Raw genomic sequence first — 23,416 nt, 5'->3', positions numbered from 1 at the left:
ACGTAATCAACCCGTTCATCTCAAATCAACCCCAAAATGCCGGAGCTGTTCAATAAAGCTTTTCCCGCCAGTAAGGCGTTCCTGATCGGAGTAGAGAATTATACCGGCGGACTGTCGCCGTTGCAAACACCCTTTAATGATATCGACGATCTGAAGTCGGTACTGGAAAGTGCCCACGGGTTTCTCTGTCCGGAGGTGGTAGATGAGGATACCGGCCGTGTCATGCCCAATCCCTTAAAAGACCCCACCGCCAATGATATCCGTACCTACCTGCAGAACATCCGCTGCGGGCCTAACGACCGGGTACTGGTATACTTCGCCTGCCATGGTATTGCAGAAGAATGGGACGAACGGCCGAAGGGTTTTATCCTGGCTGCCGATGCCGGTATGAAGAAAGGCGCCGGGTATGTTTCCATGGATGAAATCATGAGCGGACTGGAGCATTTATCCTGCAGGCATTTGTTACTGGTACTGGATTGTTGCTTTGCGGGGGCAATCCGCTGGGCCAGTAATACCAGGGGTATCAGCGGGATGGTGCCTAAATCCATTTCGGTGGAACTCTTCAGCCAGTTCAGTCAATCCTGCGCCCGGCAGATCCTCACTTCTTCCACCTTCGAAGAGTCGCTGGATACAATTGGTACCCGGGAGAATAAGGGCAGGAACTCCCCGTTTGCCGGGATTCTTATTGACGCACTGGAAACCGGTGCGGCAGATCTGCGGTTTGGGCAGGATCAATGTGACGGGCTCATATCCGTATCAGAACTGCACCTTTATATCCGCGACCGTATTTTCAGGATGCAGCATGCCGGCAGGCGCAAGCTGGAAAACAGGCAGATACCCCTGTTGCTGCCGTTTGGTAAGCACGATAAAGGAGAGTTCGTGTTCCTCAATCCCAAAGTGCCACTGGGACTGCACAGGCGCAGTGAGTTCAATCCATACAAGGGTACTGCAGAATACGGGTTTGCAGATAGTGCGGTGTTCTATGGCCGGGAAGTAATGTTACGGGCCATACGGGGAAGCGGGTTCGACATTCCGGAAAAGGGCGGAGGTATCACCGTGATATACGGGCCCGCCCGCTGCGGTAAAACTTCACTCGCAAAAGCAGGTCTGCTGGCACGTTACTGGCGGAAAGATACTTCCCTTACCAAAGTACATACGATCGGCGCTGGCAGCTCCCTGCACGAAGGGTTCCGGGAAGTGCTGAAAGAGGTATATGAAAGCAGGGAAACGCAATACCTGCTCATCGATCCGTTCGACGAATGGTTGTCTGACTCCATTGGTGCGCAGGAAAGCAGGATGATGACCGAGGCGGTCAGTAAGCTGTCAGACATGCACCAGATCATCCTGATCTTACGCCCCATGCAGGAAAGGAAGCTGAGGAAGCTATTGGCATCCGGTGCGGAAATGTACCGCGGCTGGAAGGATAAGATCTCCTGGTTCGAAGTAACTCCACCTTCCGCCGATGAAATCATGGGTATAATCGAAAGGCCTGCCGTGCAGCAGATGCTGCCCTTCGCTTCCGACGAGGCAGACGATCAGGGCGGGGAGAATTTCATTAACCGTCTCGTGCAGGATCTGCTGGATGAACCGGGCGCCATTTCACTTTTGTCGCAAACCATGTACCGCTTGTATAAAGACAGGGCCATGTCGCACGACAGCTTATCCGAATCGTCGTATGATAACTTCGGGACGGTAACGGGTGTGCTGGCAGGGCAGGCAGAAAGTATCTACGCTTTGTATGCACAAGATGAGGCCGACAGGAAAGCTTTTCAGCTGCTCTGCTTCCGTATGGTGCAGTTCAGTGGTGGAAAGATAATATCCAACAAAGTCAATGTTTCCGGCTGGCTCCGGGAAGGGCCGGATGAACTGCAATATACAGACGCTGCTACTTCACTGCGCATCTGGAGAATAAGCCAGGAGCTCTTACGGGCGGGTGTGATAACAGAAGAATTAAAGGGCGACGAATATTTCCTTCTGCCAGCGCACGGCAGGTTCTTCCCGAAGTGGGAACGTATGCAGGGCTGGTTATCGGAGAAGCAGGATGGGCAGGAAGTAAAGAGTGTTGTACGGTTGCATCACAACCTGGCGGAAGCCGCTGCGGGATGGGAAAGTATGCCGGCCGCTAAGCAGAATCAGTTACTGGGTACCTGGGCCGCGAGGCATGATCTGTGGGAGATGGAAGCGCAGCTGAAGCCGATGCTCAATAAGCAGGAGCTGGCTTTTTTTAATAAGATCGCGGATCGCAGGAAACAGATGCTCCGTAACAGAAAGGTAAGGTATGCGGTAGCAGGGTTAGCTATTCTGGCATTGTCAATTGTTGGGCTGTTTGGTTCCTATAAATCCTATCAGGCAGCATTGAAGGTGTTCACCGAAAAGATAAGAGCGGAAAGTGTATTGCATCCGCCTGCGGTAACGGCACGTATGCTGGAATGGGCTTCCGGCGTATTCCCGTCAGCAGAAACGGATAGCATGCTTGAAGCTGCCTGGAATGATGGAGTGAAGGAATTGTATCTGTCTCATCGTATACTTTCCATGGAAGAGAAAGTGGATAGTGTGTACGTATTAGCCAATGGCTATCTCGTGACGTATGAGAATGGATTTGCCGAAATACTGAACAGGGAAGGGAGCGTTATCCGGCGGATACTCAGTAAAGGCTGGACAGTACCATCTTTTAGCGGGAAATACTTCATACGTGGAAATTCCTATCAGACGAGTGTTTACAGTGAATCAGGACAAATGTTAGCCACTATGATGGAAGAAGAGAATTTCTTTACAACGGATTTTAATGGTGCTGCAGATGATGTGATATTCAAAGAGAAAATTAGTCAGGAAGCTTTAAAACTTACCTATAGGATCAGAGTATGGCGTCCTGGAAAAGGTGTGATATTTGACATGGTTACGCATGAGATGCTGCAGGCAGAGAATGATAATGAAGCACTGATTGAGCAGGTGAAGTATGTGCCGGAGAAAAATGAATTACTGATTGCAGGGTTTGATTTGGTACTCAATGATAGTATGTATTTTGACAGGTTGAGCCCGGGTCAGTTTTTATTTTCTGAAGACGGGCACCGCCGCCGTATTCATAATGAACTGCGGGTATTTTATAACCCCGCATTCATAAAGTGGGGAAAAGATACCGACTCGTTAGGATTGGTCGGCAAATTTAGCTGGCCCGAAAAAGATCGCAGGGTGTTATGGTACAACTCCAATAAACCACCCAGGGTTTCAGGTAATTGCAGTACCGCTTATATTATCGATCCTGATGGTAATTGTTACTGGAGAAGTGTGAAGCCGGGTGATACCGCGGTATGGAAATTCAGTCTGTTTAACGGAATAGCGAGGGCAGATGCGATTAGTGAAGATGGGCAAACACTCTACCTGGTTCAAAATTACACACTCTATGTGGCCGATTTCAGGTCAAGGGAGGTGAAACGATTTATTATTCCCGGTAGCCTGCGCCCGGAAGATGGAAGAGATCCTAAATTACTACTGCAACCTTCCCGTTCGGGGAAATATCTGATGCTTTCCAATAAAGATGGCAGGCAGGTATTATCCCTGGAAAGTGAGGTGTTTAAAGAGATGCCTCCCAACCTTTTAAAACCGGTTTTTGCGAATGTTGAAGGCGATACTTTAGCCGCATTGTCTCCTGATCAAAGATTCATTCATTTTATATCGGATTTTTCTATTGACAGGAACTTAAATAGTTTCATATGGAAGGGCAATAAAACCCTGCCGGAAATACGTGCAGTCGGGGATGCTTTATTTGTATACAGCGATAGTATACCCACCGCCGGTTTTTCCCTGGCAGACCATCATTGGCTGGATGCTTCCGGAATCAATGAGGTATTTGGAAACGATGTATACCGAAAGGATACCCGTAAAGACAGCACACTGGTGTTCCAGCATTTAGCCGGTGGTAACTGGAAGGTTAATTTTGAAGAAAATGTAAGGCAGGTATATTACAGCCCGCAACATCAGCAGGCAATTGTGGAATTGACTTATAACAAAATGATCTACCTGGATGTAAAGACCCGTAAAAAAGTATTATTGCCACTTAATTTTTATGGGTTCCGTGCCTGCCAGTTTTTGGATGACCGGGTACTGATCGCTCATGATAGTTGCATGTATACTTTTGATCGGGCAACACATGCATTGGCGATTAAACAAATGTTTCCATATTCCCCCAGCGTTTATTATGCTGAAAAAAGCGGTAGCGGATACTACCTCTTTGAAGAAAACGGTGCTCTGCAGTATGGGAACCTGGCAGACGGATTCAAATGGCAGGCAGATCTAAACGGTTTGCATGTAGACATGGTTACGTTTGTGGATGATGAGATCGTGGTGACCGGGAGCAGGTGGAATTATGGCAGTGATTCATGGTATATTTTAGATCGTAAGGATGGTGCCATTCGTTGGCAGCGTGATATGTATGGAACCCTGGGTGAAATGGTATATGACAAACCGCACGGACAAATCTTCTACCTGGATTATCATGAATTGAAAGTGTACTCCTTCCCAGACAGGATACGGGAACTGCTGCGTAAACCCATCCTGCCCCCATTACCGGAAAGTATCAGCAGGAAATGGACCCCCAAACGCCTCGAGTCCTGGTGGAACTACGTGTTTTCCCTTAATGAATAAGCGCTGAGCACCACCACCACATTTCGTATCTTCATTTCTTAACATCCTTACTGATCCAATTACTGACATCTATGGAACCTAAGAAACCCGGCGGGCCTGCCGACCATCTGGCCAATGAACGCACCTTCCTCGCCTGGGTGCGAACGAGCATCGGTATTATGGCATTCGGGTTCGTGGTCGTGAAATTCTCCCTGTTTGTGAAACAGCTGTCGCTGATGCTGGGGAAGGAAATGGAGCTACGTTCCACCGGGTTGTCCGCCTTAACAGGTATTACACTGGTAGCGGTAGGAGCGGTTACCGTCATTTTCTCCTGGTTCCGGTACCGGAATATTGAAAAACAGCTCAACGAAGGGAAATACGCACATTCTTCCGGGTTGCTTACAGCGCTAACCGGCTTCATCTTCCTGGTGAGCGTGCTGCTTATTGTATACCTGGTGGAAAGTACCTGAGGCCCTGTAGTACTAACAGGCTTCCGCAGCATCTATGGCGGCACCGGCGTTTTCACTCAGCAGTGAGGCGCTCTCACTGTCTGGGTGCACCCACTTACCGGCCGATTTCCGCAGGGATACGGGAGGCATAACGGGCATATTGCTGCCTCCGGGCAGCCGGATGTCTTCCAGAGAATAGCAGTGGTCTGTGTTGTTCCAGGTAACGGTAGCGGTAAGTAAAAGGGTGGAAGGGTAACCTTCCAGGGGGTAGGTAAATCGAATATCGAAATGGTTGCGTGGCATGTAAGGGTTTCCGTTTGTTCTAAAATAGGCGGTTTATGCCGTTTTTGCAACTGGTTTCCCCGGGATGCTGACATAAGGTTGTCACTCCCCGTTCATAGCTTTGTTTCAAACAATACCTTTTGTGCTTATGGAAGCTGATATCCGGCTGTTATTCGATTCTCCTGTGGCTGCGGTCCGTGATTTCCGCTGCCGTTGCCGCGATTGTGGGGTGTCGGGGAAAGAGCACCAGGATCATTTCTCCATCGCCTATATCCGGACAGGGAATTTCAGGTTCAACGTGTTCCGTAACGAGCTCGATGCTTACAGCGGGCTGTTTCTCATTTGCAAGCCCGGTTATGAGCATACCGTGGGCCATGTGCACGACCTGCCCGATGAATGCACCATCTTTTCCTTCTCCGCTGCCCAGACCGAAGAACTGCAGGGTATGGCCGGAGCCTTCAACTGGTTCTTCCATAACCCGGATCTGCATTCCATCCTCATTAAAGCCTCCCCCGAAACGGAATACCTGCATCACCGCATCATACATTTATTCCATCGCCCGCGTTATGCGCAGCTGGAAGCGGAGCAGCTTATAGCCGCATTGATGCAGGCATTACTGACCGGTGAGGGTATGTTGCCCGCCCCACTCAGTGACCGCAGTAAAAGGCATTATCTGCCCCTGATAGAAGGGGTGAAGGCCCATATCAGTACCCATTACGACCAGGATCTCTCACTAACCGGACTGGCAGGCATGAGCCACATGAGCCCGTTCCATTTCAACCGTATGTTCCGGCAAATGACCGGCACCACGCCTTACCGTTACCTGCTGGACGTGCGGTTGCGGGAAGCGGAGTGGCAGATAGCGCATTCTTCCATACCGGTAACCGAAATAGCTTTTGCGACAGGCTTTAACAGTCTGGAGCATTTCTCTGCAGCTTTCAGAAAGGCATATGGTAAATCTCCTTCCGCCATGCGCTGAGAAAAGCGCAATTTTCCTTAAATGTGAAGCCGTGCCTGCCGGTAGCTTTGCCATATCAAAACACAGAGATATGAAAGCGCATGTAAACAAAACACTGGAAAATGCCCGGGAATATACCCTGCAGGTAGCGGCGGCTATGCCGGAAAGCGGATACGGATTTAAACCCGTTGATGAAGTATGGACATTCAACGAATTACTCCATCACATCGGTTACGGGATTTACTGGTGGGAAGAAAACTACATCCGTCAGCAATCATCAGAATGGGAGCCACCGGCCGTAACTGCCGGAAAGCAGGCCGTAACGGATTACCTGGAAAAAGCATTTGCGGATCTGGAGAAGAGCGTAACGCAGCTGAAAGAGGGGAGCCCTGCTATGGAAGGCTTCTTCGCTACGATGGATCATATTACGCACCACCGTGGACAGGCAACTGTGTACCTGCGGTGCAAGGGCATCACCCCGCCGGCGTATAATTACTAGCCGGCCGGTGATTTGGTTTTTTTTGTTTGATGCAAAGCCGCACATAAGCGGCTTTGCTAATTATGCCCAACACCCTGATGATTCCGGTGATTGTTTTACAGATCCAGCATCTTTACTGAGTTGCACACAGCAGCATTTTCAGCACCGCTTGCGATCAGGATAATAGTGTAGTTGTGATACTCCATTTTCCTGAACAACTATTTCCCCGCCGCCACATCGATTTTCAAAAAATATTTGGAACGTGGGAATTTTTTCCTAATTTGAATCACAGAAGCGTTCAGCTCCTTTTTTTATACCCTTTTGCTTAAACGATTAAGCGTTATGAAGAACAGGCCTTTTCAACAGAAGGGGTAGGGGATGATTTGCCAGCTATATCCACTCAATCCACGAACCATGAAGGCATCAAACAACCGTCGCAATTTCCTCAAAAACTTTACGCTGGGTACGCTCGGCGCTGCCACTGCACCCGCTGTTTCACTTGCTGCAGGCATCACAGGATCCGCAACCTCACATGCGGAAACAGGCCAGCCTGCTGAGCCCTCTGCCAGAAAATTCAACACACCGTACAGCGGTAAATACATAAACCGCGTAGCATTTCCCATTGGTGGCATAGGGGCAGGTATGTTCTGCCTCGAAGGCACAGGAGCTATCTCTCACATGTCTATCCGCCATAATCCGGAAATGTTTTTTGAACCTGCCATGTTTGCCGCTATTGCTGTTAAAGGCAAACCACAGGCCGCCAGAGTGCTGGAACAGAACATTCCTGAATGGAAGAAATTCGGGCAGCGCGATGCCGGTCTTGGTGGCACCGGTGGCGCTACATGGGGGCTTCCCCGTTTTCACTCCGCAGTATTCTCTCCACGCTTCCCGTTTGCAGATATCGATTTGAAAGACCCTGCCGTACCCGTTGCTGTACGTATCCGCGGATGGAGCCCCTTCGTTCCGGGAGAAGAAGATACGGCCAGTCTTCCCACAGGCGCACTCGAATACCGCTTTACCAATACCGGCAAAAGCAGCGAATCGTTTGTATTCTCTTACAACGCCCGCAACTTCATGCGGCAGGGAGATACCGGTAATTCCGTGCGTGCATATAAGAACGGATTTATTCTTTCACAGTCCGCCACTACCGAGAACCCCGAAAAGGAAGGGCACTTCGTTATCTATACCGATCAGGACAATACCGCCTCCGATCTTTGCTGGTTTCGTGGCGGCTGGTTCGATCCGCTTACCATGGTATGGAACACCATCCGCGATGGGGAAGTACGGGAGCATCCCGCTGTGGATAAAGATGCTCCGGGAGCTTCGCTTTTCGTTCCCTTCACACTTGGTCCGGGAGAGCAGCGCACCATCCGCCTCATGATGTGCTGGTATGTGCCTGATTCCCGCCTCCGCATTGGCGACCCTCCCGCTGGCGATAAACCCGGCCAGCACAAATTCCACAAACCATGGTACAGCAGTAAGTTTCAGAGCGTGGAAGGTGTTGCGGAATACTGGAAGAAGGAATATGATTCCCTGCAGCGCAAAACCCGTTTGTTCACCGATGCTTTTTACCAAAGTACGCTCCCTCCCGAAGTAGTGGAAGCGGTAGCCGCGAATCTTACCATCCTCAAATCGGCTACGGTACTGCGGCAATACGACGGCCGCTTCTGGACATGGGAAGGCTGCGGCGACAACTGGGGCAGTTGCCATGGTTCCTGTACACATGTATGGAACTATGCGCAGGCAGTGCCTCATCTCTTTCCTGCGTTGGAACGCAGCCTGCGCGAAACCGAGTTCAATGAAAACCAGAACACCGAAGGCCACCAGGGCTTCCGGGCTAACATACCCATTTCTCCGCTCGTACATAACTTTCATGCTGCTGCAGACGGACAATTGGGTGGTATCATGAAAGTATACCGCGAGTGGCGCATCAGCGGCGACACTACCTGGCTGAAGAAAATGTTCCCTGCCGTAAAGGCAAGCATGGATTACTGCATCCGTACCTGGGACCCACGCCGCAAAGGCGTTATCGAAGAGCCACATCACAATACCTACGACATCGAGTTCTGGGGTCCTACCGGTATGTGTACCAGCTTCTACCTGGGTGCCCTGCAGGCAATGGGCCTCATGGGAAAAGCACTCAACGAAAATGTTTCTGAATACGCCACGCTGCTCACAAAAGGAAAGGCCTATATGGAACAGGATCTTTTCAACGGTGAGTATTTCATCCAGCAGATCCGCTGGACGGACCTGAGCGCACCTGATCCTGTAAAAGCGCAATCTTTCCACACCCATTACTCAGAAGAAGCGCGGGCACTCCTCCAAAAGGAGGGACCGAAATACCAGTATGGCACCGGCTGCCTGTCTGACGGTGTGCTGGGCTCCTGGATAGCGCGGGTGTGTGGTATGGAAGAGCCGGTAAACGAAACCCGTACAAAGAGCCACCTGCTGGCGGTTCACCGTTATAACCTAAAGCACGACCTCAGCGCACACGCTAATCCACAGCGGCCTACATACGCCCTCGGAGGTGATGGAGGGCTCCTGCTTTGCTCATGGCCTAAAGGCGGTATGCTTTCGCTGCCGTTTGTGTACAGTAACGAAGTGTGGACCGGCATCGAATACCAGGTGGCTTCACACCTGATGCTAATGGGTGAGGTGGAGAAAGGGCTGGATATCGTTCGCGCCTGCCGTAAGCGCTATGATGGCTCGGTGCGCAATCCTTTTAACGAATATGAATGCGGGCACTGGTACGCCAGGGCCATGTCCAGCTACGGGCTGTTACAGGGCCTTACCGGCGTACGCTATGATGCTGTAGATCAGATACTGTATATTGATTCGAAAGTGGGTGATTTCACCAGTTTTATTTCCACCGCGAAAGGCTTTGGTACCGTACACCTGAAGAATGGCCGTCCTTCCCTGAAAGTTGTTCATGGCGAGATTCCTGTTAAGCAGGTAATGGTAGGAGCGAAGCAACTGCCCCTCGCCTGATAATTACTTTTTATGCACAATTAAAATATCAGCCAAGTGAGAACAGGCAACCTGTGCCCTGTTTGCTTAAACGATTAAGTAATCCTATTTCCACCTTTAACCAAATTTTCATGTTATGAAAAGTTGCAGGCTTTTATTGCCCTTACGGAAACATCCCGCGCTTAAAACAGGGATCGCTTTCCTGGTGGCATTGCTGTCTATACTCTCGGCAGTGGCACAGCAAACGGTCTCCGGAACGGTTACCTCCGCGGGTAAACCCCTTGCGGAAGTGAGTGTCGTGATACAGGGCACCACCATAGGCACCACCACCAATGGCGATGGGTCATACACCATCAAAGCGCCCGCTGCTAATGCAGTGATCGTATTCTCCAGTCTGGGTTTTGAAACGCAGATGATTCCCGCAGGTGGCAGATCGCAGATAGACGTGGTGCTGGTGCAACAAACCAGTACACTGGGAGATGTAGTGGTAGTGGGTTTCGGAAAGCAGAAGAAAATGACGGTTACAGGCGCCATCAGCAGTGTGCCCGTCAATAATCTCCAGCGTATTGCCACGCCTTCCTTATCCAATGCACTGGCAGGCAGCATGCCGGGCATCATTACCCGGCAAAGCTCCGGTGAGCCGGGATATGATGGGGCTGCCATCTTCATCCGCGGCTTCGGCACCTGGGCTAACCGCAGCCCCCTGATACTCGTGGATGGCGTGGAGCGCGATATCAATAACATCAACACGCAGGAGATCGAAAGTTTCTCTATCCTCAAAGATGCTTCCGCCACCGCGGTTTATGGCGTTAGAGGCGCCAATGGCGTGATCCTCATCACCACCAAACGCGGTGTTACCGGCAGGCCCAAAGTAGTTTTCCGTACGGAGAACGCCACTCTCCAGGCCATGCGGCTGCCGGATTATATCAACGGACCGGAATATGCCGGGCTCATCAACGAAGCCCTTGCTAACAACGGTCTCCCGGTCAGATATACGGACGCCGAACTGCAGAAGTTCCGCGACCAGTCTGACCCATACCTTTACCCGGATGTCAACTGGTCAGACGCGGTGCTGAAAGAACGCACTTTCCAGAGCATCAGCAACCTCAGCGTATCTGGCGGTAACGAGATCATCAAGTACTACACCAACGTGGGCTACACGCTCCTGAACGGCATTTACAAACAGGACCCCGCCAACCCCTACCGTACCAATGCACAGATGAAGCGATATAACTTCCGCTCTAATGTAGACATCAATGTGTCCCGCTCCATCAGCCTGGAGCTGGGCGTTGGCGGTGTGATCCAGCAGGGCAACTACCCCGGTACTTCTGCTCCGGCAATCTTCAACGCGCTCAAAGTAACTTCGCCCATCAATTTCCCGAAAGTAAATCCGGATGGTTCTGTATCCGGTGCATCTACTTCCTATCTGCAAAACAATCCCTGGGGCCTTGTAACGCAGGCAGGCTACACCCGGCAGGATCTCAATACGCTGCAGGGTACCTTCGGCGGACGGTGGGATTTATCCAATGCCGTTACGAAAGGTCTTTCTGTAAGGGGCCTCTTTTCTTACGACCATTGGTATTCCGCATCTACCGACCGTATTAAGCCATATGCCATCAAGCAGTATCTGGGGAAAGACCAGAATGGGAACGACCGGTATTCTTCACCACCTATCCGCGAAGAGCAGCCCATGCGCTATGAAGTACACAATGGCGCCAACCGTGCTTATTATACAGAGCTGGCCGTTAATTACAACCGCTCTTTCGGACAGCATACTGTAACGGGCATGGTGCTGGGCAACCGCCGCGAATACATCAACCTCACGGCCGGCAGTACACTCAGTAATCTTCCCTACCGCCGCCAGGGCCTCGCAGGCCGCGTTACCTATAACTTCGCGGAACGTTACCTGTTTGAAGCCAACGCAGGATACAATGGATCGGAAAACTTCCCGGAAGGACAACAATACGGCTTCTTCCCCTCCGTATCCGCGGGTTGGATCGTGAGCAACGAAAAGTTCTGGAACGTGCCTGCCATCACCCAGCTTAAACTGAGAGGTTCATACGGACAGGTAGGTAACGATCAGATCGGTGGCAGGCGTTATCTCTTCCTCACCACCATTAACCGCGCAGGACAATCCTACTTCTTCGGCGATAACCAGCGCTTCTACCAGGGCTTCGAAGAAGCGCAGATCGGGAACGACGATGTAACCTGGGAAGTAGCGACCAAAGCCAATGCAGGATTCGACCTGGAATTATTCAACGGCGTGGTAACCCTCCAGGCCGATGCATTTATGGAACACCGCGATGGTATCCTCATCCAGCGGGGTGTTATCCCCCGCGTTACCGGTTACTACCCCTGGACGCTGCCCTATGCTAACCTGGGTAAAGCGAAGAACGAAGGGATAGACCTGATGCTGGAAGTGAAACGCACCACTTCGAAAGGGCTTTACTACAATTTCCGCGGCACTTTCACTTATGCGAAAAGTACCTGTACGCAGAACGATGATCCTATTCCCAAATATGCGTATCAATCCATGGTGGGCCTGCCTATAGATCAGCCCATGGGACTGGTGGCGCTCGGCTTCTTCCGCGATCAGGAGGATATCGATAAAAGCCCGCAGCAGAACTTTATGGACCAGGTGAAGCCGGGAGATATCAAGTATAAAGATGTGAATGAAGACGGGAAGGTGGATGACTACGACCGCGTAGCCATCGGCTATCCGCGCACGCCGCAGATAGTGTATGGCGCAGGAGGCAGTGTGGGCTACAAAGGCTTTGAACTGAGTGTTTTCTTCACCGGCGTGGCGCGTACCAGTTTATTTGTGGACGGCCCGTCGATGTACGCATTCCAGATGGGGCTGGGCACTTACAATGTGATGCGCGAGTATTACGATAACCGCTGGACGCCGGGAAATACCAATGCAAAGTACCCGCGTGCTTCCCCGCTGCAAAATCCCAATAACAACCGCACCTCCACATTGTTCCTGCAGGATGCTGCTTATGTGCGCCTGAAAAGTGCAGAAATAGCCTACAACTTTACGGTACAGGCATTGAAGAAATACGGACTGGAAAAGACGCGGCTCTTCATTAACGGGTATAACCTTATTACCTGGGATAAGATCAAAGTCATCGACCCCGAATCCGATTACGGTACCGGCGGCTATCCTTTGCAGCGGAGCATCAACTTCGGCATGCAGTTATCCTTTTAACCTTTCAATCCCAACTGATGAACAAGTTACTTGTAACATTCGCCATACTGCTCCTTTGCATCACATCATGCACCAAAACATATCTTCGGAAAGCGCCCGACGAAGACCTCGATATCCGCAAAGTATTCTCGGAAAGGAAGTATGCGGAATCCTTCCTGTCTTCCGCCTATCATAACATGCCCGTGATGCTGGGTGCGGCCGACTGGGATCAGCGCAATCCCTTCACCGGTGCCAGCGATGAAATGGAGATCACTTTCCTCGGCGCCTATTCCCATTTGCTGAACTCCGGCGCATGGAGTGCTAACGATTACTTCCCCGATATCTGGGGCTTTATGTTCGAAGGCATCCGTAAAACCAACATCTTCCTGGACAATGTTGACCAGGTACCCATGGATGAAACGGAGCGCCGCTGGTGGAAAGGGGAAGCCACTTTCCTGCGGGCATTTTATCATTTCATGCTGGCACGCATTTATGGCGCCATTCCCATCGCGGATCATGCTTATACGCTCAATGAGGACTATACCAAAATCCGCCGCCGGCCGGTGAATGAAGTGGTGGATTTCATTGCACAGGAATGTGATAAGGCTGCGGCTTTGCTGGAATGGAAGGTGGGCGCCGACAGGCTGGGACGCATAACAAAGCCCGCCGCTATGGCGCTGAAGGCACAGGCATTGCTGTATATGGCCAGTCCGCTCTGGAATGGCAACCCCGATTACAGCAACCTCCGCGATAATGAAGGCACCCGCCTTTTCCCTGACTTTGATGCAGAACGCTGGCGCCGTGCGGCAGTAGCAGCAAAGGAATGTATAGACGGTGCAGAAGCGAACGGTTACCATCTCTATCGCGCAGCCAATAATGACCCGGTGCGCAATTACCAGGAAGTGTTCCTGGAAAGGCATAATCCGGAAGTATTGCTGGCCCGTAATGCGGGGGAACATTCGCACTTCGAACGCTGCAGTAATCCCATTAGCTATGGCGGGTTCTCGATCTTTTGTCCAACGCAGGAGCTGATAGATGATTATGAAATGGCCAACGGTTTGCGCCCCATTACGGGTTACCAGCCGGATGGTTCCCCGGTTATTAATGCAGCTTCCGGTTACCAGGAAGCGGGCTATGCAGCGGCAAAGCATCCGCTGGATTATTATCAGGCGGGCGTACGGAATATGTATGTAAACCGTGAGCCACGTTTTTATGCCAGTATCAACTTCAACGGTGCTGTATGGAAAGGGCGTGGAATCCAGTTCTGGTTCGAAGGACTGGACGGGCGCCGCCGTGCAGGGTCCGATTATTGCATTACCGGATACCTGATGAAGAAGATGGTGAATCCCACGTCCGACATCTTCCAGAACCGTTTTTCCCTTAACACATTCATCTTCTACCGCCTCGGCGGCCTGTACCTCGATTATGCGGAAGCACTCAATGAAGCCGATGGGGCAGTAGCCGATGTATACAAATACGTGAATGCCGTACGCGACCGGTCGGGATTGGGCCCCCTGCCTGCCGGATTAACCAAAGAGCAGATGCGGGAAAAGATATGGCATGAAAGAAGGATAGAACTGGCTTTTGAAACCCACCGTTACTTCGATACCCGCCGCTGGAAAATAGCTGCCGGGTTAGACAGTAAAGAGATCCATGGCATGAACATCGGGGCGGGTAATGCCCTGAACGATGATAACTTCTACCAGCGCAAGGTCATCGAAAAGCGGGTGTTTATTGCTCCCAAGCACTATCTATGGCCCATCCAGCAGGAAGAGATCAACAAAAACGGCAACCTCGTACAAAATCCGGGGTGGTAGTAAACTGAAGTCTGGGGTGTGGACTTCCATACACTGGTATAAAATAATATAAAGGCATGTATACATCACCTTTGACTTACCCCCTTATTAGGGTAGCTTAAAGGTGGCTCAAAGGTGACTCAAAGGTATCTCAAAGGTATCTCACATGACAATCATATGACCATTTGGGCCGGGGTAATGGAGGTGATGGTGAGTATTTGAAATGAAGAACATTTTAACGGAATCTTATGCGCAGTATTTTCCTTTCCGCCACCGCATTACTTGCGGTGGCGGTTCCTGCTTTCGCTCAGCAAAGCCCCTGGCAAATCCGGGATTCTACCCGCTGGGGGATTAAAAACGGCATACATATCGGTATCTGGCCCGGTGCCATGGAAAAGATAAACGAACATTCAGACGGCGGGCCCCGTGGCCTGCTCCGCGTTGGCTACGATCTGGGAGGGATGATCTGCCATATCAATTACATTGCCATAGAACCGGTGGTGAATGGGGTGATGGAGTTCAGCGAGATATCACCTTCCGCTTCCGACGGGAAGTGGGGGAAGCTCATGTCTGCGAAAACGGAATCTGTAACGGCCGACAGCCTCGTGATCAGGGTGGAGATGGAACGCTTCGCCAATGGCGCGCATCCGTACCTGCGGTTAATCATCCGGAAGTCGAAGCCCGATGAGGTGTGCATTGAAGTGAATCACCATCCCGGCAGTGCTACCATGGACCGTTGTGCCGTGAGCGCCACCATGGGCAATTATGCCCGCCTGCGGAAACTCTATCTGAAGGACACGGTTATTTCATCGCTGAGGCTATACAACAACTTTACCGGCATCGATTTTATCGAACGGTCGCCGTATCCCGCTGCGGGTATGCATACGGATAAAGATGGTAACCCCATGGTAGTGGCAGCAACAGATGAAAACTTTACACAAATGGCTGACTGGCCGCAGGAAACTGCTTACTGGAACAGATGGTCCTGGCGCTACAGGCCCTACCGCATTTTTTCGCAGTACTGGAGGAAGGATAAATCGCAAACCGCAATTGGCTTACAGGTGAGAGTGAATGGAAGAGCGAAATACTGGACGGGTGGCAGCCGCGATGAAAAGCATTATATCGCAATACCCGGTGGACCGTCGTTCGAGAATTTCGAACTACGGGAAAAGTATCAGGCCGGGCAACGGCAATATTTTGGTATCAGTCTGAAAACGCCGGAGGCGCTGCTTTCCCCCTTATGAGGAAAGCGGCGCGTTGGCGGTAACCGGCAGTGCAAACCGCCAGGAGTATAACAACACCACGGCAAAACAAACCAAAGGCACAGCATAGGCCCATTGCACATTGTAATGATGCGCAACTGCCCCTAAACCCAATGGGATCAATGCACCGCCTACGATAGACATTACGAGGAAGGCTGATCCTGTTTTGGTTTCGTTCCCCAGATCACGGATGGCAAGCGAGAAGATGGTGGGGAACATGATAGACATGAAGAACTCTACTCCCAGTAAACAATATACCCCCGTTTTGCCCCCTGCCAGCACGCTGTAGGCCAGCAACAGCACACAGGCGGCACTGTATACCGTGAGCAGTTTGCGGGGATCAGTACGCTGCATAATGAGCGTTCCGGCATACCTCCCCACCATAAAGCACAGCAATAACATACCGAGGAAATTAGTGGCTACCGTTTCGGGCATACCGGCACTGAAGCTGGTATACCTGATAAAGAAACTGGAAATGCATACCTGTGCCCCCACATATGCAAACTGTGCGATCACGCCCCAGCGGAAATGCCGGTGGCGGAATACACCGAGGTTCACCTTTACCTGTCCGTCATGTTCTTCCTGCACTTTCGGGAAGCGCACAATGATGAAGATAACCGCCACCAGTATCAGGCATGCTGCAATGGCGATGTACGGCGCCTGAACGGAGCGTGCTTCAGACAGCAGGTAGGCATCCAGCTCGGCAGGAGCCAGCGCATTCAGTTGTGCATCGGTCATTTCCGTGCCGGAGAGGATAACTTTACTGAGGAAGAACGCGGCTACAAAGGCGCCCAGCCCGTTGAAGGCCTGTGCGAAGTTGAGCCGCTGCACAGCGGTTTCTTTCGGGCCTATAATGGTGATGTAGGGATTGGCGGCAGTTTCGAGGAAGGTCATACCCGCAGCTACGAGGAACAGCGCGAAGAGGAACAACCCGAATGAAAGCGTTTCCGCTGCGGGGTAAAATAGCAATGCACCGGTGGCTGCTATGAGGAGACCCGTTACTATACCGGTTTTGTAATTCCATTTCCGCATCACCCAGGCTGCAGGGAGTGCAAAAAAGAAGTAGCTCACCCAATAGGCGGAGTCGATGAAGGCCGACTGGAAATCGTTCAGGCGGCAGGCTTTCCGCAGGTGAGGGATGAGGACCGGGATAAGGTTACCGGTGAGCGCCCATAAAAAGAACAGGCTCACCACGAGGATGAAAGTGATCTTAACAGGGTTACGGCGGGCACTGTTGGCGAGGGTTTCGTTTTTCATTTCGATAGTGGAATTCATAATTGGCATATTTAGGCGTGGTCAGCGGAGCGTCTGTACTTCGTTGATCAGGGTACCGATGTGGTCGATGCTGATCTCTACCCGGTCGTGGTCCTGCAGGGTAAAACTGTTATCCGGTACAAGGCAGGTGCCGGTCATGAGATAACAGCCATCCGGGAAGGCACATCCACGGTAAAGGAAATCCACCAGTTCCTGGTGGCCGCGCTTCATCTGGCTGATAGCAATCTGATCGTTGTACTGTATCACTCCATCCCTGAAGATGGACATGCGGATAAGGGTGTCCGGCGGAATGGGGGATTCCGGCACAAGCAGGCAGGGGCCTAATCCCGCGCATTTCTCATACACCTTGGCCTGCGGCAGGTACAATGGGTTTTCTCCTTCTATACTCCGCGAACTCATATCATTCCCGATCGTATAGCCTTCAATGGTACCATGTGTGGAAACGAACAATGTAAGCTCAGGCTCCGGCACATCCCATTTCGAATCACTGCGGATATACACCACCTGCCTGTGCCCGCTTACACGGTGAGGGGTGGCTTTGAAGAAGAGCTCCGGCCTTTCTGCTTCGTAAACTTTATCATAAAAGGTAGCTCCGCCCGCATCTTCCGATTCTTCCATCCTTGCCGTTCGGCTCCTGTAATAGGTAACCCCTGCGGCCCAAACCTCCTGTGTGGAAATAGGCGCCTGTATCCCGTTGGCGATAGCCTGCTCTGCGGTGTGCTTATCTATCTGCTCTTTGTCTTTTACATCGTTCAGGATAGCAGCATACAAGCCTTTGCGGTTCACGAAATCGTTCCAGCCTGTTGTGAGGGCATAATATCTTTCATCCTGCTGTACAATGATTTTATCTGCGGTTTTATATAATCTGATGCAGTTCATGGTGGAATATCATTTTTGTTGAAGGAATTGCTGTACGGAATCGAGGGGCAGCTGCCACAGTTGCATGGCTAAAGCCTGCAGTGCGGCGCGGTCGCCTTCGAAGTGCATGGTAACCTGGCGGTAGTGGCGCGCTTCTCCGGGTTTAAGTGCCACGGCGTCGGAAGATGATTCTACTTCGTAGAAGGGCCCCATTTGTGTACCATCTGCCAGCGGACCGTCGTTATAACAGTTCACGGCATCGCCTTTATAGGGTTCTTTCTGCTCTTCCCATTTCGAATTCACATATTTCCCTTCCGGCCATATTTCGTAAAGGAGTACGGTGATGGAATTATTAGCCAGATCGATACTGCCTGCGCCTGATTTCGCAATGCCGGGTGCAATGCCCAGTTTGCCACGGGCTTTACCGTCGGCACGAAATAGCAGGATACTGTCTTTCACCTGCAGGTTCTGCGCGGGGATCTTCCCGAAGTAATCATCGGTAATCAGTTTGCGGGAATCTGCTCCGGGGCGGAAGGGCGCTACCACGGCTGTCTGATCCGATGGTTTGAACATGCCTAACAGCCAGATGCTGGGGATGCCTGTTTGTTCCTGCCATGCACTGTCGCCCTTATTGGTGATGCTGTTTTCAGTTTCATAAGCTACGCTCCGCAGTCCTTCCGGGAGTTGTACCTGTAACCGCTGTGCAATGGCATCCCTGCCGAGCAGGCGCACCGTGCGCTCCACACCAATGTTGAAAGTATATCCCGCATGGTTTTGAATCGTGCCATCGTACGCATAGGTTACTTCACCTGCCTGTTGTGATTTAACAGCGTAATGCGCGGTATCTATCATGCCGGGTGTTTGCCAGTGCTCGAATTCATAAGGTTTTCCGGGTGGGAAGTAGAGGGCGTATTGTCCGCCTTCGGGGCCCAGCCAGAAGCGCTCTTCACCGCCAAAGGCATTGATGTGCGGTGTTAATTTCCCGGATGCTACGAGGTCGTAATTGATCCAGCCGAAACTGTTGCCTGCATCGCCGGAGGCGGAACTGGTCATTACACGGGCCTGGTAATCGCCGGTAACTGCCACGCGGCTGCTGTCGCCCGGGAGTTGGAGGACCACTACGTTTTTGAGGTGCTGGCTAAGAAAGGCGGCATCTTCACCGAAGTTGGAAGGTTTGCCGGGTTGTTTGTCCGGGGCGGTTTGGCAGCCCGCGATGCCGGCAGATAGTAAGCAAGCCATGAGGTATGGTTTCATAACGTTTGGATTGTTTTACAGTGGAATTAAAGGGAAACACCGCGTTTCCAGGGTATGAAATCGTCCTGCTCCAAAGCCTGTGCCTTTGCGGTGTATTGTCCGCTGGCGGAAGCAATGAGTAGTTCCATGATACGGTCCGCGGTTTGCTCCAGCGTTTCATCGCCGGTAATAACCGGGCCGGTATCGAGGTCAATGATATCAGGCATTTTAGTTGCAAGCCTTGTGTTGGTGGAAAGCTTCAGCACAGGCGTTACAGGGTTACCGGTAGGCGTTCCCAGGCCTGTAGTGAACAGTACTACGTTAGCCCCTGCGCCTACTTCTGCCGTGGTAGATTCCACATCGCTGCCGGGTGTACACAGTAACGCAAGCCCCGGATGCTGTACCCATCCCGGATAATCGATGACATCGGTAACAGGGGAGGAGCCGCCTTTGCGTGCTGCCCCGGCCGATTTAATAGCGTCTGTAATCAGGCCGTCGCGGATATTACCCGCAGAAGGATTGGAGTCGAATCCTGAACCTACGGCTTCCGCCCTGCTGGCATAGGTCTGCATCAGCTCCGTGTATTTTGCGGCAAGGGTTGTGTTCACACAGCGGTCGCTCAGTTCCTGCTCCACGCCGCACAGTTCCGGGAACTCCGATAAGATAACGGAGCCACCCAGCGCCACGATCCTGTCTGCCACCCTGCCTACTGCAGGATTGGCGGATATGCCGGAGAATCCGTCGCTGCCGCCGCATTCCATGCCTACGATCAGTTTACTCAGCGGGGCCGGCTGGCGTTGCTGCGAGTTTGCTTTGGTGAGCCCTTCAAATGTGAGGCGCATCGCGGATTCCATGAGTGCTTTTTCGGTGCCTTCCTTTTGTTGTTCGAGAATAACGAGTGGCCTGTCGTATCCCGGCGATCTTTTTTCAATCTCTTCCTTTAGCATATCGATCTGCGCGTTCTGGCAACCGAGGCTCAGTACGGTAGCGCCTGCCACGTTGGGATGTGTGATATATCCTGCAAGAAGGCCGCATAAGGTACGGGCATCGTCTTTTGTTCCGCCGCAGCCCATGGTGTGGGAGAGCAGTTTAATGCCGGTGATATGCGGGAATGGACGGGCATTCATTGTATCTCCGTTCAGTGATGCCACTTCGCCGCCGTGAAGCATGTTGCGGAGGAGGGTTTCGTAGGGATTGCTTTTCTGGTAGCCCAGTCCTTTCGTGAGGGTTTCGTGCAACAGTTGCACGTTGCGGTTTTCACAGAATACGAGTGGCAGGATGATCCAGTAGTTACCGGTGCCCACGCGCCCGTCACTCCGGTGGTAACCCATGAAGCTGCGTTGTGCCCATTTGGAAACGTCTGGTTTCTCCCAATCCGTTTTGCGTTCGGCCTGTACGCCGAAGCTGCCGGAAGCATGCCGGATGTTGGCGGTGGTGATGAGTTCTCCGGGTTGGAGGTCTTCGCAGGCATGGCCTACCAGCACGCCGTACATGATTACGTCGCCTCCTTTGGGGATGAATGAAGTGGTGATCTTATGTTTGGCGGCTACGTGGCGGAGTGCGGTAACGCCACCTGCCTCGCCGCCTTCCGGGATATCCTGCAGGGCTACCCGTACATTATCTGCCGGATGTATCAGAAGTGTTTGCTGACGCATGATGTTTAAGATTGTGTGGATGATATGGCGCGGTCGAGATGCACATAGCCGCCATCTACATGGATGAGCTGGCCGGTGGTGTGTCCTGATTTGCGCGACAGGAGGAAAGCCGCCATCTGTGCCAGCTCTTCCGGTGTGGTCATTCTTTTTTCCAGCGGAATGTTTTCAAGAATACCAGCCAGTTTTTCTTCCTTATTCTCAAATGTATTGATCCAGTTCTCGTACAGCGGTGTCCAAGACTCTGCTACCACGATGGCGTTTACGCGGATGCTCCAGGGAAGTAATTCCACTGCCCATTCGCGGGTGAGCGCGTTTCTGCCGCCATTGGCAGCAGCGTAGGCGGAGGTGTTGCCCTGACCGGTTTCCGCAGTTTTGGAAGTGATGTTAACGATGGCGCCGCCACTTTCCTTCAGTTGTGGTAATGCATGATGCGCCATGAGGTAGTAGTGAACGAGATTGCGGTGCAGGGATTGCATGAAGGCTTCGTACGAACCGGAAGCGAGGCCCACGCCGTCGTTAATACCGGCATTGTTGACAAGCCCGTCTATCCGCCCGAATTTCTCCACTACGGCGGCCACTGCATTTTTACATGCTTCGGGATCGGTTAGTTCTGCAACTACCTGCCATCCTTTGCCACCGGCGGCTTCTATTGCTGCGAGATGCTGCAGGTTGTCAGTTTCGTTCCTGCCGATGATGACGGGGATAGCGCCTTCCTGTGCGAGTATGGTCGATATGGCGGCGCCAATGCCTTTGGCGCCGCCTGTCACGATGATGATATTATCTTGTAAGCCCAGATCCATAGCGGGTATAGTTGATGTTAGAAGGTTTTGAAACAATGCCGGTCAGGTGAGTGCGTCGCGCGTCCATTGACCGTTGGCAAGCCGCCAGATGTTTTGCGGGTTTTCATTACGCAGCTGTTCGGGCAGCAGGCCTTCCGGGAAATCCTGGAAGCATACCGGCCGTGTGAAGCGGTAAATAGCGCCGGTACCTACGGAAGTACCCGCTGCGGGGGTGGTTGCCGGCCACGGACCGCCATGCACCATGGCATGGTTCACCGCCACGCCGGTAGGGAAGCCGTTCACGAGCAGCCTGCCTGCCTTTTCCCGGAGGATGTCTATCAGTCCGGCATGGGCTTCGAGATCGGCGGGTGTACCGTGTATGGTAGCGGTAAGCTGTCCTTCGAGCTGCTCCGCGAAAGCATACATTTCCGCTACGTTACCTGCGCTCACCAGCAGTCCTGCCGGACCAAACACTTCATGCAGCATGCCGGGGTTATCCTGTACCTGCTGCAGATCTGCCTGTAGCAATACTGCCGCAGCTTTGCCGGGAGCTTCGGGTGCTTTGGCGAGGGCACGGGCGCCCAGCGTATTCAAATGCTGTAAGCCTTTCTGATAAGCAGACAGAATGCCCGGTGTGAGCATGCAACCCGGCGAAAGAGCTTCCATTCCGCGTTGCAGCGCAGCTTTGAAGCTGTCGGCATTCCCGGTGGTAATGAGTACGCCGGGGTTGGTGCAGAACTGGCCTACCCCCTGCGTGAGCGATTGCAGGTATTGTGTGGCAAGGGCTTCACCGTTTTCCTTTAGTATGCCGGGTAATACGAACACGGGGTTCACACTGCCCATTTCCGCATATACGGGAATGGGTACCGGCCTGCGGGATGCAGTTTCATATAACGCTTTACCGCCAGCGAAAGAGCCGGTAAATGCAATGGCACGCAACTGTGGGTGACGGGCAAGTGCCTGCCCCGTTTCAATGGTTGCTCCCTGCAATAAGCTGAACACGCCTTCCGGCATTTGCGTTTCCTGTGCTGCTTGCTTAATGGCTGTGGCTGCGAGGTGAGAAGTGTGCGGGTGTGCGGGATGCGCTTTGCAGACCACGGGGCACCCGGCAGCAAGGGCTGCTGCGGTATCGCCACCTGCCACGGAAAAGGCGAGCGGGAAGTTGCTGGCGCCAAACACGGCAACGGGGCCAAGGGGTATCTGCATCTGCCGTACATCAGGCGTGCCGCGGTCGATGCGTGCGTTGATCCAGGAGCCTTCTTCGATCAGGGTTGCGAATAACCGCAGCTGGTTGCAGGTGCGCTCCCGCTCTCCCTGTAAGCGGGGGAGTGGCAGCCCTGTTTCTGCGGAGGCGGTTTGCAGCAATACTTCGCCCAGTGCTTCCAGTGATGCTGCGATAGCCCGCAGGAAAGCAGCGCGTGCTGCTGCGGTGGTTTTCTTATAAACAGGGAATGCTTTTGCGGCAAGTAATACTGCCGCATCGGTTTCGCCTGCGGTAGCTTCGCGGAATTCCTGCGGGAGCCATTCCTGTTGGGCGGGTGCCCAGGCACGGAAAGTCTGGCTGCCTTCGCCGCTCAGTCTGTTTCCTATCATCTGTAATCCGGTGTCTTGCATCTT

General features: G+C 52.3%; 15 protein-coding genes. 8 read left to right on the top strand and 7 right to left on the bottom strand.

The window, feature by feature from the left end; translation table 11 throughout:
• Nucleotides 1–36: 36 nt before the first annotated feature.
• Together DEV76_RS07470 and DEV76_RS07465 are read left to right on the top strand one after the other, a co-directional pair.
• Nucleotides 37–4,641 carry a caspase family protein gene (locus DEV76_RS07470; RefSeq protein WP_109696774.1) on the top strand — a complete coding sequence of 1,535 codons (4,605 nt, stop codon included), beginning with the start codon at nucleotides 37–39 and terminating at the stop codon, nucleotides 4,639–4,641.
• A gap of 71 nt (nucleotides 4,642–4,712) precedes the next feature.
• Nucleotides 4,713–5,090, top strand: coding sequence for a YidH family protein (locus tag DEV76_RS07465; protein ID WP_109696772.1), 378 nt, complete (start codon nucleotides 4,713–4,715; stop codon nucleotides 5,088–5,090).
• Between the two features lie 12 nt (nucleotides 5,091–5,102).
• On the opposite strand, the gene DEV76_RS07460 is transcribed toward DEV76_RS07465, so the two are convergent.
• Nucleotides 5,103–5,372: a hypothetical protein gene (locus tag DEV76_RS07460; RefSeq protein WP_109696770.1), complete on the bottom strand. Its 270-nt coding sequence runs from the start codon at nucleotides 5,370–5,372 to the stop codon at nucleotides 5,103–5,105.
• A 127-nt stretch (nucleotides 5,373–5,499) separates the two neighbouring features.
• Here DEV76_RS07460 and DEV76_RS07455 point away from each other — a divergent pair, with 127 nt between their 5' ends.
• From DEV76_RS07455 to DEV76_RS07430, 6 genes are all read left to right on the top strand, one after another.
• Entirely contained in the window at nucleotides 5,500–6,330 is an 831-nt protein-coding gene (locus DEV76_RS07455) for an AraC family transcriptional regulator (RefSeq protein ID WP_109696768.1), read from the top strand.
• Nucleotides 6,331–6,400: 70 nt separating this feature from the next.
• Complete coding sequence (locus DEV76_RS07450; RefSeq protein WP_157962765.1) at nucleotides 6,401–6,808, top strand: DinB family protein; 408 nt, start codon at nucleotides 6,401–6,403, stop codon at nucleotides 6,806–6,808.
• Between the two features lie 393 nt (nucleotides 6,809–7,201).
• Nucleotides 7,202–9,775, top strand: a complete 2,574-nt coding sequence (locus DEV76_RS07445; RefSeq protein WP_109696765.1) for a GH116 family glycosyl hydrolase — start codon at nucleotides 7,202–7,204, stop codon at nucleotides 9,773–9,775.
• A gap of 115 nt (nucleotides 9,776–9,890) precedes the next feature.
• Entirely contained in the window at nucleotides 9,891–12,962 is a 3,072-nt protein-coding gene (locus DEV76_RS07440; RefSeq protein WP_109696763.1) for a SusC/RagA family TonB-linked outer membrane protein, read from the top strand.
• A gap of 17 nt (nucleotides 12,963–12,979) precedes the next feature.
• Nucleotides 12,980–14,758: a RagB/SusD family nutrient uptake outer membrane protein gene (locus DEV76_RS07435; protein WP_109696761.1), complete on the top strand. Its 1,779-nt coding sequence runs from the start codon at nucleotides 12,980–12,982 to the stop codon at nucleotides 14,756–14,758.
• Between the two features lie 227 nt (nucleotides 14,759–14,985).
• Complete coding sequence (locus DEV76_RS07430; RefSeq protein WP_109696759.1) at nucleotides 14,986–15,981, top strand: hypothetical protein; 996 nt, start codon at nucleotides 14,986–14,988, stop codon at nucleotides 15,979–15,981.
• Here DEV76_RS07430 and fucP read toward each other — a convergent pair.
• The 6 genes from fucP to DEV76_RS07400 are packed head-to-tail and all read right to left on the bottom strand — an operon-like array spanning nucleotide 15,976 to nucleotide 23,413.
• Nucleotides 15,976–17,274 carry an L-fucose:H+ symporter permease gene (gene fucP, locus DEV76_RS07425; protein WP_232826898.1) on the bottom strand — a complete coding sequence of 433 codons (1,299 nt, stop codon included), beginning with the start codon at nucleotides 17,272–17,274 and terminating at the stop codon, nucleotides 15,976–15,978. The genes DEV76_RS07430 and fucP overlap by 6 nt on opposite strands.
• Before the next feature lie 21 nt (nucleotides 17,275–17,295).
• A complete protein-coding gene (locus DEV76_RS07420) occupies nucleotides 17,296–18,153 on the bottom strand; it encodes a fumarylacetoacetate hydrolase family protein (protein ID WP_232826897.1) in 858 nt (285 codons plus the stop codon).
• Between the two features lie 9 nt (nucleotides 18,154–18,162).
• Nucleotides 18,163–19,371 carry a DUF6786 family protein gene (locus tag DEV76_RS07415; protein ID WP_198651978.1) on the bottom strand — a complete coding sequence of 403 codons (1,209 nt, stop codon included), beginning with the start codon at nucleotides 19,369–19,371 and terminating at the stop codon, nucleotides 18,163–18,165.
• 41 nt (nucleotides 19,372–19,412) lie between these two features.
• Entirely contained in the window at nucleotides 19,413–21,020 is a 1,608-nt protein-coding gene (locus tag DEV76_RS07410; protein ID WP_109696755.1) for a UxaA family hydrolase, read from the bottom strand.
• Nucleotides 21,021–21,025: 5 nt separating this feature from the next.
• Nucleotides 21,026–21,820, bottom strand: coding sequence for an L-fucose dehydrogenase (locus DEV76_RS07405; RefSeq protein ID WP_109696753.1), 795 nt, complete (start codon nucleotides 21,818–21,820; stop codon nucleotides 21,026–21,028).
• Between the two features lie 42 nt (nucleotides 21,821–21,862).
• On the bottom strand, nucleotides 21,863–23,413 hold the full coding sequence (locus DEV76_RS07400; protein ID WP_109697704.1) for an aldehyde dehydrogenase (NADP(+)): 1,551 nt from the start codon (nucleotides 23,411–23,413) through the stop codon (nucleotides 21,863–21,865).
• Nucleotides 23,414–23,416 lie beyond the last annotated feature (3 nt).

This window comes from Chitinophaga deserti, assembly GCF_003149455.1.
Classification (GTDB): domain Bacteria; phylum Bacteroidota; class Bacteroidia; order Chitinophagales; family Chitinophagaceae; genus Chitinophaga; species Chitinophaga deserti.
This window is presented reverse-complemented; position numbering and strand designations above follow the sequence as displayed.

Coding starts and splice junctions, on each gene's coding strand:
- DEV76_RS07460 (WP_109696770.1), bottom strand. CDS start 5,372: ATGCCACGCAACCATTTCGATATTCGATTTACCTACCCCCTGGAAGGT.
- DEV76_RS07400 (WP_109697704.1), bottom strand. CDS start 23,413: ATGCAAGACACCGGATTACAGATGATAGGAAACAGACTGAGCGGCGAA.
- DEV76_RS07405 (WP_109696753.1), bottom strand. CDS start 21,820: ATGGATCTGGGCTTACAAGATAATATCATCATCGTGACAGGCGGCGCC.
- DEV76_RS07445 (WP_109696765.1), top strand. CDS start 7,202: ATGAAGGCATCAAACAACCGTCGCAATTTCCTCAAAAACTTTACGCTG.
- DEV76_RS07440 (WP_109696763.1), top strand. CDS start 9,891: ATGAAAAGTTGCAGGCTTTTATTGCCCTTACGGAAACATCCCGCGCTT.
- DEV76_RS07435 (WP_109696761.1), top strand. CDS start 12,980: ATGAACAAGTTACTTGTAACATTCGCCATACTGCTCCTTTGCATCACA.
- DEV76_RS07465 (WP_109696772.1), top strand. CDS start 4,713: ATGGAACCTAAGAAACCCGGCGGGCCTGCCGACCATCTGGCCAATGAA.
- DEV76_RS07450 (WP_157962765.1), top strand. CDS start 6,401: ATGAAAGCGCATGTAAACAAAACACTGGAAAATGCCCGGGAATATACC.
- DEV76_RS07455 (WP_109696768.1), top strand. CDS start 5,500: ATGGAAGCTGATATCCGGCTGTTATTCGATTCTCCTGTGGCTGCGGTC.
- DEV76_RS07420 (WP_232826897.1), bottom strand. CDS start 18,153: ATGAACTGCATCAGATTATATAAAACCGCAGATAAAATCATTGTACAG.
- DEV76_RS07430 (WP_109696759.1), top strand. CDS start 14,986: ATGCGCAGTATTTTCCTTTCCGCCACCGCATTACTTGCGGTGGCGGTT.
- DEV76_RS07415 (WP_198651978.1), bottom strand. CDS start 19,371: ATGGCTTGCTTACTATCTGCCGGCATCGCGGGCTGCCAAACCGCCCCG.
- DEV76_RS07470 (WP_109696774.1), top strand. CDS start 37: ATGCCGGAGCTGTTCAATAAAGCTTTTCCCGCCAGTAAGGCGTTCCTG.
- fucP (WP_232826898.1), bottom strand. CDS start 17,274: ATGAATTCCACTATCGAAATGAAAAACGAAACCCTCGCCAACAGTGCC.
- DEV76_RS07410 (WP_109696755.1), bottom strand. CDS start 21,020: ATGCGTCAGCAAACACTTCTGATACATCCGGCAGATAATGTACGGGTA.